Here is a 13,614-nt window from a genome sequence, read left to right as displayed (position 1 = left end):
AACCTCGATCCCCGCATGGCCAAGCTCGCCGGCGGCGTCCACCGCCTCGACGGCCAGCTCATGGTCGTCCTCGACGTCGATCGCGTCCTCGAGCTCGCGCCCGAGATGATGGCGGCCTGATACGGCGGCATCGCCGCCGACGGACTCGCAATTGGAAGTATCCCCACAAGGGGGTAGGAAGCAGAGGTTCACATGCGCACTTGTCTCGTCGTTGATGATTCCAGCGTCATCCGCAAGGTTGCGCGCCGGATCCTGGAGGGCCTCGACTTCCAGATTCTCGAAGCCGAGGACGGTGAGAAGGCACTGGAGGCCTGCAAGCGCGGCTTGCCCGATGCCGTGCTGCTTGACTGGAACATGCCGGTCATGGACGGCTACGAATTCCTTGGCCATCTCCGGCGGATGCCCGGCGGTGACCAGCCCAAGGTGGTGTTCTGCACCACCGAGAACGACGTCGCGCACATCGCCCGTGCGCTGCACGCCGGCGCCAATGAATACATCATGAAGCCCTTCGACAAGGACATCGTGACGGCGAAATTCCAGGAAGTCGGGCTTATCTGAGCGAACATCCGGAGGCTGAACGGATCCTTCGGCGATTGTTTCAACTGAACCGTTTCAGTCTGAGTTGGTGAGTAATGAGTGTTGCGTTCGCAGGTAATTCGACCACGGGTCCGTCGCGCGACGCCGGGCCGCTGCGGGTGATGGTCGTCGACGACTCGGTCGTCATACGCGGTCTGATCTCGCGCTGGATCGGTGCCGAGCATGACATGGAGGTCGCGGCCTCGCTGCGCACCGGGCTCGAGGCGGTCAACCAGCTCGAACGCATCAATCCCGACGTTGCCGTGCTCGACATCGAAATGCCCGAGCTCGACGGCATCTCGGCGCTGCCGCAACTGCTGGCGAAGAAGCGCGATCTCGTCATCATCATGGCCTCGACGCTGACCCGCCGTAACGCGGAGATCAGCTTCAAGGCGCTGTCGCTCGGTGCGGCGGACTACATTCCGAAGCCGGAGTCGACACGCGAAGCGTCGGCCGCGGACATCTTTCATCACGACCTGATCCAGAAGATCCGTCACCTCGGCGCGCGGCTGCGCCGCAGGCCCGCAGTCGCGAGCCCGCCGCTGGCGCCAGCGACCCCGGCTGCACGTGCGCCGGCTGTCGTGCGGCCCGCCGCGCCCGCACCGACCCTGCATGCGCCGTCGTCTGGGGTGCTGTCCACGCGCCCGTTCTCGGCCCACGCACCGAAGGTGCTGTTGATCGGCTCCTCGACCGGCGGTCCGCAGGCGCTGATGGCGCTCGTCACCGAGCTCGGCCCGGTGATCGACCGCTTCCCGGTGCTGATCACCCAGCACATGCCGCCGACCTTCACCACCATTCTCGCCGAGCACCTGGCGCGCGCGAGCCGCAAGCCGGCGGCCGAGGCGGTCGACGGCGAGCCGGTGAAGCCGGGACGGATCTACCTCGCGCCCGGCGGCAAGCACATGCGTGTCGTGCGCAGCGGCGCTGACGCGGCGATCGCGCTCGACGACGGTCCCGCCGTCAATTTCTGCAAGCCCGCGGTCGATCCGCTGTTCACCTCCGCCATCGACATCTGGCACGGTAACATCCTCTCGGTGATCCTGACGGGCATGGGCTCGGACGGCATGCGCGGCGGCAAGGACATCGTCGCCGCCGGCGGCAACGTGATCGCGCAGGACGAAGCCTCCAGTGTGGTCTGGGGCATGCCGGGCGCGGCGGCCAATGCCGGCATCTGCGCGGCGATCCTGCCGCTCAACCAGATCGGCGCCAAGGTCAACCGCCTGTTCGCGGGAGACCGCTCGTGACGCCGGTTGACTACGAATATCTGCGCAAGTTCCTGAAAGAGCGCTCCGGCCTCGATCTCTCCGCCGACAAGCAGTATCTCGTCGAGAGCCGGCTGCTGCCGCTTGCCCGCAAGGCGAGCTTGCCCGGGATTCCCGATCTCGTGCTGAAGATCAGGAACGGCGACGGCCGGCTTGCGACCGACGTGGTCGAAGCGATGACCACCAACGAGACCTTCTTCTACCGCGACAAGATCCCGTTCGATCACCTGCGCGAAACCATCCTGCCTTGCCTGCTCCAGGCGCGCGCGGCGCGCAGGTCGCTCCGCATCTGGTCGGCGGCCTCGTCGACCGGGCAGGAGCCCTATTCAATCGCGATGTGCCTGAAGGAGATGGGCGCGGCCTTCGCCGGCTGGCGCATCGAGATCGTTGCCACCGATCTGTCGCAGGAGGTGCTGGAGAAATCCAGGGCCGGCATCTACAGCCAGTTCGAGGTGCAGCGCGGCCTGCCGATCCAGCACCTGATGAAATACTTCACGCAAGTCGGCGAGCTCTGGCAGCTCAATGCCGACATTCGCGCGATGGTGCAGTTCCGTCAGCTCAATCTGTTGCAGGACTTCTCCCATCTCGGCACGTTCGACGTGATCTTCTGCCGCAACGTCCTGATCTATTTCGACCAGGACACGAAGGCCGTGATTTTCGAGCGCATGGCGAAGGGACTGGAAGCCGACGGCACGCTGCTGCTTGGCGCGGCCGAATCCGTCGTCGGCATCACCGACGCGTTCCGCCCGATCACCGAGCGCCGCGGTCTCTATCAGCTCAACCCCGCGCGCTCCGGCCGCCCGATGGGCGGATTGATGCCGCAGCCGCTGAAGGTCGCCGCGGCGAGGTGATTCGCCGAACGACAGGCAATCTCACTGAACGCCGTCGTCGCGAATGATCGGCAACAACTGGCGGATATCGTTCCGTCAGAGTGCGTGACGCTTCACACGCGTTTGAGCATTGCGGATTACTCGACTACCGCGCAATAGAGCTCGTGCCGCGATGCAATGCAATCGCGGCCCTGATCAGCATCTGATGGTTGTGCTATGCTGGCGATGGTCCCGCCGAACCGAGGCGGGATTCCATTCCATCATGAATTGTACTGAGGAGGACATACCATGCGAATGTCTTGTGCCTCGTATTTCTTGTTGGCGGCGCTTTCGTTGCCCGCCACTGCTCTCGCTGGCGAGCAGGTCCTCGAATTCAAGCTTGTCACCAAGCCGATGGACTTAAAGGTCACCGAGGTCGCGAACGTCGAAGGTCAGACGGTCATGTCTGGCAAAATGTTTGGCGTTGCCTTCTTCAAGGACGGCCGCGTTGCGGTGAAGGACTTCGTCCACTCCGCCGACCTGATCAAGGGCTCAGGACCCATCTACGGCTACAGCACCTACACCTTCGACGACGGATCCTCGATCACGGCGCGCTACGCCGGCGCGATCAAGGATGGTCGGACGAAAGGCGAATACACGATCCTGTCAGGCACCGGGGCGTATGCAAACGCGACGGGCACGGGCGGCTTCGAAAGTGCGCAAGCCGGCTTCAAGGGCGCGGGCCTCTACGACGGGAGATTCATCGTCAAGACGCCCTGAGTAAGCACGCAAGTCTCTGCGCTCGCGTCCCGTTCCGATGAGGTCGCGAGCGCATTTCACAAAATCGCATGCGGCAGAAACCGCGAGCGGTTGCCGGTGATCGGGCTCTCGTCCTCGCGGATCGACAGGCCGCACGGCTCGTGGTTCACCAGCCAGCTTCCCACCACCACATAGAAGCCCGAGAAATTCGGCAGCGGCGACAGTGCCTGCCGCACGAAGCCTTCAGCGCCGTAAGGTCCTGCCTGCTCGTCGAGCGGCATGCCTCCGGACACCAGCGTGACATTGGCGCCTTCGCGCGACAGCAGCGGCTTGCGGACGTAGGAGCTGCCGAGCTCGGCTGCCCGCGCGTCGTCCTCGAAGAAGGCCGGCAGCAGATTGGGATGGTTCGGAAACATCTCCCAGAGCAGCGGCAAAATGCCCTTGTTGGAGAGCACCGCCTTCCACGGCGGCTCGATCCAGCGTGTCGGCGCGCTCATCAGCTTGGCGCCGAAGGCGTCGTGGAACATCCATTCCCAGGGATAGAGCTTGAAGGCGAACGCGATGTCGCCGTCGTCGAGATCGACGAAGCCGCCAGGCTCGTCGCGCCAGCCGATCTCCTCGATGTCGAGCATCCTGGTCGAGAGCCCCGCCTGGCGCGCGGTGTCCTCGAGATAAGCGAGCGTGCCGGCGTCTTCCTCGTTGCCGGTGGTGCCGGTGAGATGGACATGGCGGCCTGCGGCAATCTCCTTCCACGCCGCGATCAGCCGCTCGTGGATGGAGTTGAACTGGTCGGCACGCGCCGGAATGATGCGGCGTTCGATCGCCTGTTCGAGCCAGGTCCATTGAAACACCGCAGCCTCGAAGATCGAGGTCGGCGTATCCGCGTTGTATTCGAGCAGCTTTGCAGGCGACTGTCCGTCGAACTTCAGATCGAGCCGGCCATAGAGGCTGCGGTCGTCGCGCTCCCAGCTCTCGGCGATCAAGCTCCAGAACGCCTCCGGAATCTTCAAGCGTCGCAGATAGCGCTCGTCACCGATCACGCGGCCGGCAAGCTCCAGGCACATCGCGTCGATCTCGGCTGTCGGCGTCTCGATGCCGCGCTCGATCTCGTCGAGCGTGAAGGCGTAATAGGCGCTCTCGTCCCAATAGCGTTCGCCGTCGATGGTGTGGAAGGCGAAGCCGCATTGTTCGGCGGTCTGCCGCCAGTCGTCGCGCTCGGGGCAGACGATGCGTCGCATGGATCAGCCGCCGCCCGAGAAGCCATGGCCGAACGAGCCAAAGCCGCCACGGCTCACGCTGCTGGAGCCTGAGTCCGAAGAGGTTCCCGATGAGGAATGGCTCGAGGAATCGCTGCTGAAGAAGCTCGATCGCGACGACCAGCGCGAGCTGCTGCCGCCCGATGAACTGCTGCTACTGCTGCACGTCGTGGTCGTCTGGCCCGGCACGGCTCCGGGCGAGGGTTCGCAGTGCTGCCGCGGCATCAGCGTGTAGGCGGTGGTGCCAACCGCGATCGTGCCCATCACCAGCAGCGCGACATGGCCGGAGCGCTTCACCGGCGGCCCCGATGGCGGCGCCACGGGCGCCGGCCGGCGCTTGCCGAACTCCTTTTTGGAGGGTTTGGCCATGTCAGTAGATCATGCAGGCGGCGTTCAACAGGCCCGCCGCGAGCGAGGACAGCCCGAGCCAGATCGCCGGCGCAAGCTCGCCTGCGGCAATCCGCGCCGACAGGTTCGGCACCGGGACCTTCACCAGAAAGAGCACGATGATCTGCACGATCAACGCGATGACCGCCCAGATCAGGCAGTCCAGCACATTGGCCGAATGCGCGATCGCGCTGACCAATGGCGCCACGAAGCCGAGCAGGCTGAGGCCGAGCGCGATCGCGGCGGCCGGCTCGTTGTCGCGGATGAGCTGGAACTCATTGTGCGGAGTGATGCGGGTGTAGACGAACAGATACGCCACGATCGCGATCAGGCCGGTGCAGAAATAGACCAGGAAGGCGGGCAGGCCGGCCAGTGATTGCAGGATCATCGTTCCCCCATCGTGCAGCGACCATTCGTCGGCGGGGGGAGGATAGCGGTTCAATGGCGCAAGGACGATGAGGCCGCGTTGGCGTCCCCAAAAAACAAAACCCCGCCATTTGCGGCGGGGTCCAGGCTGGGAGGAGCGAGCCCCGGGGGCTCGCGACGTAAACCCAGGGATCAGGCGGGAATGCGCTCTTCGTGCTCGTGCGGCTCGCGCAGCACGTAGCCGCGGCCCCACACGGTCTCGATGAAGTTGCGGCCCTCGGAAGCGTTGGCGAGCTTCTTGCGGAGCTTGCAGATGAAGACGTCGATGATCTTCAGCTCCGGCTCGTCCATGCCGCCATAGAGATGGTTGAGGAACATTTCCTTGGTGAGGGTCGTACCCTTGCGAAGCGAAAGGAGCTCCAGCATCTGGTATTCCTTGCCGGTCAGATGCACGCGCTGGCCGCCGACTTCCACCGTCTTGGTGTCGAGGTTGACGACGAGGTCGCCGGTCTGGATGACCGACTGGGCGTGACCCTTGGAGCGGCGCACGATCGCGTGGATCCGGGCTACCAGCTCGTCCTTGTGGAAGGGCTTGGTCATGTAGTCGTCGGCGCCGACGCCGAGACCCTTGACCTTGTCCTCGATGCCGGCGAGGCCGGAGAGGATCAGAATCGGTGTCTTGATCTTGGAGACCCGAAGCTGCTTGAGCACGTCGTAACCGGACATGTCGGGCAGATTGAGGTCGAGAAGAATAATGTCGTAATCGTATAACTTACCGAGATCGACGCCTTCTTCCCCCAAATCGGTCGTGTAGACGTTGAAGCTCTCAGACTTCAGCATCAGCTCGATCGACTGCGCGACGGCGCTGTCATCTTCAATCAGCAAAACGCGCATGCCAGTTCCCCATAGTCGCCGCTCCTGGGCGTCAGGTCGGCCGCATTCGCGGCACTCAACAAAACGCCTTTGAACAACTGATTCGGATCCTGACAACAGATGGTTAACAAACTCTGATTCTGGAACGCAAGTCCCCCCGGTGCAATTTTTGTCGAATCGCCCTAAGGTCTTGCGCACGAAGCAGCTTTTGTCACCCCGTACCGTTCAAGTTCCACTTTAAGAGACGGGCCTAACCGACTCCCGCGACTCAGCCTTCTTCTGAAGGGGAGTCACGCTCAGTCACAAAGACAGTGACGCAATGATTAACGATGCGGGTAAACACGAAGTTAAGCGCCGTTCAGAAATATGGCGAAACTTAAGTCTTTCGCCATGAAGCCCGGGATCGGAGGCGATCACCTTATGAAGGTCCTCTTATTAAAGGCGCGCCCCTGATGAAGGCTCTTGCCGAACAGATCGGCGACATCGACGGCGTCAACATCTATGGCCGCGTGGTCGGCGTTCGCGGCCTGATGGTCGAAGTGGCTGGACCCATTCACGCGATGTCGGTCGGTGCGCGGCTCGTGATCGAGACCGGCGCGAACCGTTCCATTCCCTGCGAGGTGATCGGCTTCTCCGGCAACAACGCTGTCGTGATGCCGTTCGCCGGCTTGGACGGGGTGCGCCGCGGCTGCAAGGCCGTCATCGCCAATGCCGCCAATCAAGTGCGTCCGTCATCGGCCTGGCTCGGCCGCGTCGTCAACGCGCTGGGCGAGCCGATCGACGGCAAGGGGCCATTGCCGCAGGGCCCGGCGCCGATGCCATACCGCAATTCGCCGCCGCCGGCGCATTCGCGCAAACGCGTCGGCGCCCCGCTCGATCTCGGCGTGCGCGCGATGAACACGTTCCTCACCTGCTGCCGCGGCCAGCGCATGGGCATTTTCGCAGGGTCCGGTGTCGGTAAATCGGTGCTGCTGTCGATGCTCGCGCGCAACGTCGATGCCGCGGTCAGCGTCATCGGGCTGATCGGCGAACGCGGCCGCGAGGTCCAGGAATTCCTGCAGGACGATCTCGGCGAGGAGGGCCTGGCGCGCTCGGTCGTGGTGGTCGCAACCTCGGACGAGCCGGCGCTGATGCGGCGCCAGGCCGCCTATCTGACGCTCGCGGTCGCCGAATACTTTCGCGATGAAGAGAAGGACGTGCTCTGCCTGATGGACTCGGTCACGCGCTTCGCCATGGCCCAGCGCGAGATCGGCCTGTCCGCCGGCGAGCCGCCGACCGCCAAGGGCTATACGCCGACCGTGTTCACCGAGTTGCCGAAGCTTCTGGAGCGCGCGGGGCCGGGCCTGGGCGAGGGGGCGATCACCGCGATCTTCACGGTGCTGGTCGATGGCGACGACCATAACGAGCCGATCGCGGATGCCGTCCGCGGCATCCTCGACGGCCATATCGTGATGCAGCGCTCGATCGCCGAGCGCGGCCGTTACCCCGCCATCAACATCCTCAAATCCGTCTCCCGCACCATGCCGAAATCGGCCGATCCGCAGTTCTGGCCGACCATCCAGCGGGCCCGCCAGGTGATGGCGACCTATGCCGACATGGAGGAATTGATCCGGCTCGGGGCCTACCGGGCCGGCTCCAGCCCCGAGGTCGACGAGGCGATCCGGCTGCACGAGCCGCTGGAGGCGTTCCTGCGCCAGCGCAAGGACGAAAATGCATCACTGGCGGACGGCTACCGCCAGTTGGCGCAAATCCTCGGTGATTTGGAAACGGAACGCTAACTTTGTCAGGTCATCATCCGCTCTCACAGAGTAGCAGAGCCGGTCTTGGCCCTATCAGGGCCTGTGGGGAGACCGGTGACGTCCCACGTGCAGCCAGGGGACTTCTGGGGAGTATGAGTCGATGAAGTCACGTGATACCCTCATCCGCCTGAAGAAATTTCAGGTCGACGAGAAGCGCCGCCGGGTCACCCAGATCGAGACCATGATCGCCGACTTCCAGCGGATGTCGACCGATCTTGAACGCGAGATCACGACCGAGCAGGAGCGTGCCGGGATCAACGATCCCTCGCACTTCGCTTATCCGACCTATGCCAAGGCCGCGATTCAGCGCCGTGAGAACCTGACCCGCTCGGCCGACGAACTGAAGGGCCAGCTCGACGAAGCCAAGGCCGCGCTGGCCGAAGCCTTCGAGGAACTGAAGAAGGTCGAGCTCCTCGACGAGCGTGACCAGGCCCGCGAGCGCGCCGAAGAAAACGCCCGCGAGCAGGCCGACCTCGACAGCATCGGCCTGATGCGTGCCCGCATCGGCGCCGTCGCCTGACGGCGCAGCCAGCGGTCCAACAGCCGAGAATTCGTCGAACCCGGACCCGCAAGGTCCGGGTTTCGCGTTTGCTATCCACAGTGTGGCGCGCCGCCCCTTGGTGATGGGCTTTGCCGCGCGCTATGGTAGCGGAGTGCCAGGGCCCGCGCGGAACGCGACAGGCCGTGCGTGGGGGGCTGAATGCTGACGCCAGCAGAGCTGGTCGGGCTGATTGAGGCGGTCGCCAGGGGCGATCAGGCCGCGTTCGAGCGCCTCTACGTCGCCACGCGCGCGAAACTCTATGGCGTCGTGCTCCGTATCTTGCGCCGACAGGATCTCGCAGAGGAGGTCATTCAGGAGACCTACGTCAAGATCTGGAACGGCGCCGGCCAGTTCAATCCGGCCTTGTCGTCGCCGATCACATGGATGGCATCGATCGCGCGCAACCGCGCCATCGACATCGTGCGCAAGAAGACGGAAGTCTCCATCGAGGAAGAGCCGCAGGCGATGGAAGTCGCTGCCGACAGCCCCGATCCGCTGGCGCGGAGGGAGATGACCGAGGAGTTGAAGCGGCTCCTGGAATGCATCGGCCGGCTCGAGCCGGATCGTCAGAGGCTCGTGCTTCTCGCCTATTACAACGGCTGGAGCCGCGAGCAATTGGCGGAAAAATTCGCCGCGCCCGTCAACACGGTGAAGACGTGGCTCCGGCGCAGCATGTTGGATATCCGCGAGTGCCTCGGACTATGAGGGCTCGCATTGTGAGGGTGGTTCTGGACTGGAAGTGATGGCCTACACGGAGGACCATATCGCGCTCGCCGCGGAATATGCGCTCGGTACGCTCGACGCCGATGAGCGCGTGCAGGTCGAGACCATGATGGCCGTGGACAAGGCGTTCGCCGATGTCGTGCAGGCCTGGGCTTACCGGCTCGGCGTCCTCAACCAGATGGTCGGCTCGGTCGAACCGCGTCCGATCGTGTGGGAGAACATCCGGTCCGAGCTTGCGCGGACGGACTTTGCGCAGGAGACGCCTGCGCCGGAAGCTTCGCCGCCGCCGCCACCTGTGCCCGAGTCCTCCTCGATCGAAGCTGCACCGCCCGAGCTGGCGCCGGACGCCGTGCCGCAATCGGAGCTGCAGCCTTCCGAAGCAGAGCAGCCCGGGACGGCGCGGCCGGCACCCGATGCGCTTCCCGACATCGCGCCGATATTCATGCCGCAGGTCCATGCACCCGATCCTGACGTCGCGCGCGCGCCGCCGGCGCCGGTCGCCGACAACAGCAATGTCATCCGGCTCGAGGGCCGCGTGAAACGCTGGCGCACGATCGCCTCCGCGGTGGGCGCGCTTGCGGCTGCACTGCTGGTGACGCTGTCGCTTCAGATCTTCCAGCCCGATGCGCTGCCGGGCGGCTTGCGCCCGGCGCCGCGCATCCAGACGGTGGAAGTGAAGACGCCGGCGGCGCCGCTCACGGCTGCTGCGCAATATGTCGCGCTGTTGCAGGGCCAGGGCGGCGGTCCCGCCTTCATCCTCACCGTCGACGGCGCGACGCGGAATTTCACCGTGCGCAAGGTCGGCGCGACTCCGGAGGCCGGCAAGAGCTTCGAGCTCTGGCTGATCTCCGACAAGCTGCCGCGTCCGCGCTCGCTTGGCGTGATTGGCGCGGGCGATTTCACCGCGCGCCCGGTGCTCGGCTCCTTCGATCCCGAGGTCGTCAACGGTGCGACCTACGCCGTCACCGTCGAGCAGGCCGGCGGCTCGCCCAACGGCCAGCCGACCTCGGCTCCGGTGTTTTCCGGCAAGCTGATCGAGACCGTGCCGCCGTCTCAGCCGCAGGCGCCCGCGAAGAAGTAGGTGTCGTGGCGCCGTAGCCCGGATGGAGCGCACACGGCGCTCGACCGTCGCCAAGGTCCGTCCAGCCGTCGCAACCCGACAAGTCCCGCCGAATCCACTCCCGCGTTGAACCTCCCCGCAATCCACGGCGTCAAATGCCCGGAATTTGCAGTCGGCGCCGCACATCATGGCGCCGGAAAAGGGGCTAGAAGTCAGATGGATGCAGCTAAGACGCCGGGCATCTTCGTCCACCAATATGCGGGCCTTCCGCATGGTCCGGCCTTCGAACATTGGCGCGAGCGGGCCTTCGGTCCCTGCGGCCTCGATGTCGGGCCAAGCCATGGCGACAGCATCGATTGCCGGCTCCAGGTCAGCGTGGTCGACAATATCGCGTTGGCCATTCCCGAAGGTGCCTCCGCGCAATATTCGCGGACGCAGAGCCATCTTGCCGACGGCAGCGACGATCTGGTCCTGATCGCCGCGCATGCGGGTCTTGTCCGCGTCGGGCAGAACGGCCACACCGTCGAACTTGCGCCCGCGCAGATGGTGCTCGTCGACATGGGCGTAACCGGCACCGTCGGCCACACCCAGGAAGATCGCTTCACCAGCATCCGCATGCCGCGCCGCGCGCTGCTCGACATCAATCCGCGTGCCGAGGACAAGCTGTCGCAAGTGCTCTCGGATGGCGCGGTGGCCGAGACGATCTTCCGCTACCACGCACTCGCCGCCAATCACGCGCCGCATCTCGACGCCGTCGGCCAGCGCCTGACCGCGCAGCACGTGATCGATCTCGTCGGCCTACTGCTCGGCACCGATGCGGAGCATGCAAGCCTTGCGCGCGGTCGCGGACATGCGGCGGCCCGTCTCGATCTCATGCGTGCCGACGTGATGGCCGCGCTCGGCCGCAACGATCTCTGTCTGTCCGAGATCGCGACGCGCTCAGGGCTCAGCCCGCGCCAGGCGCAACGCTTGTTCGAGCAGGCCGGCACGACCTTCACCGAATTCGTGCTGGAGCAGCGCCTGTTGCTGGCACGCAAGCTGCTCGGCGATCCCCGCGCGAGGGCGCGCAAGATCAGCGACATCGCGCATTCCTCGGGCTTCTCCGACCTGTCCTATTTCAACCGCGCCTTCCGCAAGCGTTTTGGCGCGACGCCATCGGAGCTGCGCGAGGCCTGAGCCGCGATTTTATGCGGCGGAGCGGCGACGCCGCGGTTGGTCGATCCGGGCAAATGAGCTATATCTGCCTGCGCGGGCAGGCCGCCGGAATTCTTGAACAAAGCAGTAAACGGACATGGCGCGTATCGTCGTGCTCGGCGCGGGGTTTGCGGGTCTATGGGCGGCCATCGGCGCCGCGCGCAAGCGCGACGAGCTCGGCGCTGCCGGCCGTGACGTCGAGATCCGTGTCGTCGATCGCAATCCCTATCACAACATCCGGGTGCGCAATTACGAGGCCGACCTCAGCGAGGTCGCGCTGCCGTTGCCGCAACTGCTCGATCCGATCGGCGTCACTCATGGCATTGGCGAGGTCGAAGCCATCGACCCGGCTCGGCGCGAGATTTCTCTCGTCACGAGCGGCGGCGAGGAGACGCTGAGCTACGACCGCCTGGTGCTGGCGCTCGGCAGCGAAGTGATGCGTCCCGCCATCCCCGGCCTCGCCGAGCATGCTTTCGACGTCGATACCTATGCCGCCGCGCTCATCCTCGAAAATCATCTCGTCTCGCTCGGACACAGCGCGCCCTCGCCGGGGCGCTCGACTGTCGTGGTGGTCGGCGCCGGATTCACCGGCATCGAGGTGGCGGCCGAGATGCCGGACAGGCTGGCGCGCGTCGGCATCACCGGCAGTCGCCGCATCGTCCTGGTCGATCCCAACCCTGCGGTCGGCGCCACCATCGGCGCGCATGCGCGTCCCGTCATCGAGACGGCATTGGCCTCGCTCGACGTCGAGACGCGGCTTGGCGTGCGCGTCGTGTCCGTCGAGGCCGCCGGTATGCACCTGAGCTCGGGCGAGTTCATCCCGGCGCAAACCGTGATCTGGTGCGCCGGGATGCGCGCGAGCCGGCTGGCCGAGAGCTTCGCGGGCGCGCGCGATCGCCTCGGCCGCCTGCTGGTCGATCCTTTCATGCGGGTGGCCGATGTGCCGGGTGTGTTCGCCGCCGGCGATGTCGCCTCGAGCGTGGTCGATGGACTGCACCCGACGGTGATGTCCTGCCAGTTCGCCCGTCCCATGGGCCGCTTCGCCGGTCACAACGTCGTAGCCGATCTGGCGGGCCTGCCGATGCTGCCGCTGCGCATCGATTGGTACGTGACCGTGCTCGACCTCGGCGGCTGGGGCGCGCTCTATACCGAAGGGTGGGATCGCGAGGTTCGCACCACTGGCGCGGCCGCAAAGGCGACCAAGCAGACCATCAACTGCAAGCGCATCTACCCGCCGCTCACCGGTAGCAAGGCCGAGCTCTTCGCTGCGGCAGCACCGACGGTCCAGGCGCCGCCGCCGACTTATGGGGCGCGGTAGAATTTGATCGGGGCTGGTTGGAGGATCGCGGCTGTGCCAATTGCTCCGTCATTGCGAGCGTAGCGAAGCAATCCAGAATCTTTCCGCGGCGACAGTCTGGATTGCTTCGCTACGCTCGCAATGACGAGGTACCCCAGACATGAGAAAGCGCCCGTGGGGGGCGGGCGCTTTCCGTAGTCGACTTGGGGTTGGGGTCGTCTACATATCCACGTGGCGACTTTGGGGGGCTGGTAAAGAGCCGCGTGAATTCACAAAACTCGTCAAATCTCCTTATCGAACGAGGGATGCGTTCGAGCTGGTGATAACAACCGGCTTGCCGGCCTTGATGACGCGGGCGGTCTGGGTCAGGCCTTCGTCCGAACCCGTGCGCGCCGCCGTGATGCCGAAGCCTGCCACCGCGATGCCGGCGACGAGGGCAACGACCACGATTTTCAAGTGGGTCGAGCGATCAGCGCTGTAAATCGAGTGGTTCATGGAAGGCTCCTGCCGCCATCTACCCGAAGTAGTCGCTACCCTGTTGGGGGAGGTTCATGCTTCCGGTCCCCAACAACCTAGTATTGGGGGATTCGTTCCCAAGGGGCGATCACAAGAGCGTGACAGGACGTGAAAGATCGCGATCGAAAGCGACCCCTCAATCGTTCGATTATATAATTATTTCAAAGGTGTAATGTGCTTGCGAGGCGCATTGTTT

The 13,614-nt window shown here is 64.8% G+C and carries 15 protein-coding genes and 1 pseudogene; 11 read left to right on the top strand and 5 right to left on the bottom strand.

The genetic code is table 11. The annotated features are described in order from the left end of the window. The 5 genes and pseudogenes from ABIB99_RS39235 to ABIB99_RS39215 all read left to right on the top strand — a co-directional run. Positions 1–120: pseudogene (locus tag ABIB99_RS39235) on the top strand (chemotaxis protein CheW); the annotation flags it as partial. Positions 121–192: 72 nt separating this feature from the next. Further along, positions 193–558, top strand: coding sequence for a response regulator (locus ABIB99_RS39230; protein WP_007600538.1), 366 nt, complete (start codon positions 193–195; stop codon positions 556–558). Between the two features lie 74 nt (positions 559–632). After that, entirely contained in the window at positions 633–1,820 is a 1,188-nt protein-coding gene (locus ABIB99_RS39225) for a protein-glutamate methylesterase/protein-glutamine glutaminase (protein ID WP_063979739.1), read from the top strand. Then, positions 1,817–2,689 (top strand): CheR family methyltransferase, encoded by an 873-nt coding sequence (locus tag ABIB99_RS39220; protein ID WP_354181086.1) that lies wholly within the window; start codon positions 1,817–1,819, stop codon positions 2,687–2,689. Before ABIB99_RS39225 ends, ABIB99_RS39220 begins: the two co-directional genes overlap by 4 nt. Before the next feature lie 297 nt (positions 2,690–2,986). Beyond that, complete coding sequence (locus ABIB99_RS39215) at positions 2,987–3,427, top strand: hypothetical protein (protein WP_240537545.1); 441 nt, start codon at positions 2,987–2,989, stop codon at positions 3,425–3,427. Between the two features lie 56 nt (positions 3,428–3,483). Here the strand turns inward: ABIB99_RS39215 and ABIB99_RS39210 are convergent, their stop codons facing one another. From ABIB99_RS39210 to ctrA, 4 genes are all read right to left on the bottom strand, one after another. Further along, positions 3,484–4,644 carry a glutathionylspermidine synthase family protein gene (locus ABIB99_RS39210; RefSeq protein ID WP_166082027.1) on the bottom strand — a complete coding sequence of 387 codons (1,161 nt, stop codon included), beginning with the start codon at positions 4,642–4,644 and terminating at the stop codon, positions 3,484–3,486. A gap of 3 nt (positions 4,645–4,647) precedes the next feature. After that, a complete protein-coding gene (locus ABIB99_RS39205) occupies positions 4,648–5,031 on the bottom strand; it encodes a hypothetical protein (protein WP_063985398.1) in 384 nt (127 codons plus the stop codon). A 1-nt stretch (position 5,032) separates the two neighbouring features. Then, positions 5,033–5,437 carry a DUF350 domain-containing protein gene (locus ABIB99_RS39200; RefSeq protein WP_014497691.1) on the bottom strand — a complete coding sequence of 135 codons (405 nt, stop codon included), beginning with the start codon at positions 5,435–5,437 and terminating at the stop codon, positions 5,033–5,035. Positions 5,438–5,607: 170 nt separating this feature from the next. Next, a complete protein-coding gene (gene ctrA, locus ABIB99_RS39195) occupies positions 5,608–6,309 on the bottom strand; it encodes a response regulator transcription factor CtrA (RefSeq protein WP_008138878.1) in 702 nt (233 codons plus the stop codon). A gap of 431 nt (positions 6,310–6,740) precedes the next feature. Here ctrA and fliI point away from each other — a divergent pair, with 431 nt between their 5' ends. The 6 genes from fliI to ABIB99_RS39165 all read left to right on the top strand — a co-directional run bounded on the left by fliI (position 6,741) and on the right by ABIB99_RS39165 (position 12,923). Beyond that, positions 6,741–8,066, top strand: coding sequence for a flagellar protein export ATPase FliI (gene fliI / locus ABIB99_RS39190; RefSeq protein WP_085403223.1), 1,326 nt, complete (start codon positions 6,741–6,743; stop codon positions 8,064–8,066). Positions 8,067–8,187: 121 nt separating this feature from the next. Further along, entirely contained in the window at positions 8,188–8,607 is a 420-nt protein-coding gene (gene fliJ, locus ABIB99_RS39185) for a flagellar export protein FliJ (protein ID WP_008138882.1), read from the top strand. Positions 8,608–8,787: 180 nt separating this feature from the next. Continuing rightward, positions 8,788–9,333 carry a sigma-70 family RNA polymerase sigma factor gene (locus ABIB99_RS39180; protein WP_063985397.1) on the top strand — a complete coding sequence of 182 codons (546 nt, stop codon included), beginning with the start codon at positions 8,788–8,790 and terminating at the stop codon, positions 9,331–9,333. Between the two features lie 37 nt (positions 9,334–9,370). Continuing rightward, positions 9,371–10,432, top strand: coding sequence for an anti-sigma factor (locus tag ABIB99_RS39175; RefSeq protein WP_354181081.1), 1,062 nt, complete (start codon positions 9,371–9,373; stop codon positions 10,430–10,432). A gap of 195 nt (positions 10,433–10,627) precedes the next feature. Next, positions 10,628–11,587 carry a helix-turn-helix transcriptional regulator gene (locus ABIB99_RS39170; protein ID WP_028149526.1) on the top strand — a complete coding sequence of 320 codons (960 nt, stop codon included), beginning with the start codon at positions 10,628–10,630 and terminating at the stop codon, positions 11,585–11,587. A 115-nt stretch (positions 11,588–11,702) separates the two neighbouring features. After that, a complete protein-coding gene (locus ABIB99_RS39165) occupies positions 11,703–12,923 on the top strand; it encodes an NAD(P)/FAD-dependent oxidoreductase (protein ID WP_354181078.1) in 1,221 nt (406 codons plus the stop codon). Positions 12,924–13,193: 270 nt separating this feature from the next. Here ABIB99_RS39165 and ABIB99_RS39160 read toward each other — a convergent pair whose 3' ends face one another. Further along, positions 13,194–13,397: a hypothetical protein gene (locus ABIB99_RS39160; RefSeq protein ID WP_014497685.1), complete on the bottom strand. Its 204-nt coding sequence runs from the start codon at positions 13,395–13,397 to the stop codon at positions 13,194–13,196. Positions 13,398–13,614: the final 217 nt, after the last annotated feature.

Source organism: Bradyrhizobium sp. LA6.1 (genome assembly GCF_040547805.1).
GTDB classification, from domain to species: Bacteria; Pseudomonadota; Alphaproteobacteria; order Rhizobiales; family Xanthobacteraceae; genus Bradyrhizobium; species Bradyrhizobium barranii.
The sequence above is the reverse complement of the archived record's forward strand: the minus strand, read 5'-3'. Positions and strand labels throughout refer to the sequence as shown.

Bases quoted from the DNA above. Each gene is read 5' to 3' on its own strand.
- ABIB99_RS39230 (WP_007600538.1), top strand. From the start codon at position 193: ATGCGCACTTGTCTCGTCGTTGATGATTCCAGCGTCATCCGCAAGGTT.
- ABIB99_RS39225 (WP_063979739.1), top strand. From the start codon at position 633: ATGAGTGTTGCGTTCGCAGGTAATTCGACCACGGGTCCGTCGCGCGAC.
- ABIB99_RS39210 (WP_166082027.1), bottom strand. From the start codon at position 4,644: ATGCGACGCATCGTCTGCCCCGAGCGCGACGACTGGCGGCAGACCGCC.
- ABIB99_RS39205 (WP_063985398.1), bottom strand. From the start codon at position 5,031: ATGGCCAAACCCTCCAAAAAGGAGTTCGGCAAGCGCCGGCCGGCGCCC.
- ABIB99_RS39200 (WP_014497691.1), bottom strand. From the start codon at position 5,437: ATGATCCTGCAATCACTGGCCGGCCTGCCCGCCTTCCTGGTCTATTTC.
- ctrA (WP_008138878.1), bottom strand. From the start codon at position 6,309: ATGCGCGTTTTGCTGATTGAAGATGACAGCGCCGTCGCGCAGTCGATC.
- fliI (WP_085403223.1), top strand. From the start codon at position 6,741: ATGAAGGCTCTTGCCGAACAGATCGGCGACATCGACGGCGTCAACATC.
- fliJ (WP_008138882.1), top strand. From the start codon at position 8,188: ATGAAGTCACGTGATACCCTCATCCGCCTGAAGAAATTTCAGGTCGAC.
- ABIB99_RS39180 (WP_063985397.1), top strand. From the start codon at position 8,788: ATGCTGACGCCAGCAGAGCTGGTCGGGCTGATTGAGGCGGTCGCCAGG.
- ABIB99_RS39175 (WP_354181081.1), top strand. From the start codon at position 9,371: ATGGCCTACACGGAGGACCATATCGCGCTCGCCGCGGAATATGCGCTC.
- ABIB99_RS39170 (WP_028149526.1), top strand. From the start codon at position 10,628: ATGGATGCAGCTAAGACGCCGGGCATCTTCGTCCACCAATATGCGGGC.
- ABIB99_RS39165 (WP_354181078.1), top strand. From the start codon at position 11,703: ATGGCGCGTATCGTCGTGCTCGGCGCGGGGTTTGCGGGTCTATGGGCG.
- ABIB99_RS39160 (WP_014497685.1), bottom strand. From the start codon at position 13,397: ATGAACCACTCGATTTACAGCGCTGATCGCTCGACCCACTTGAAAATC.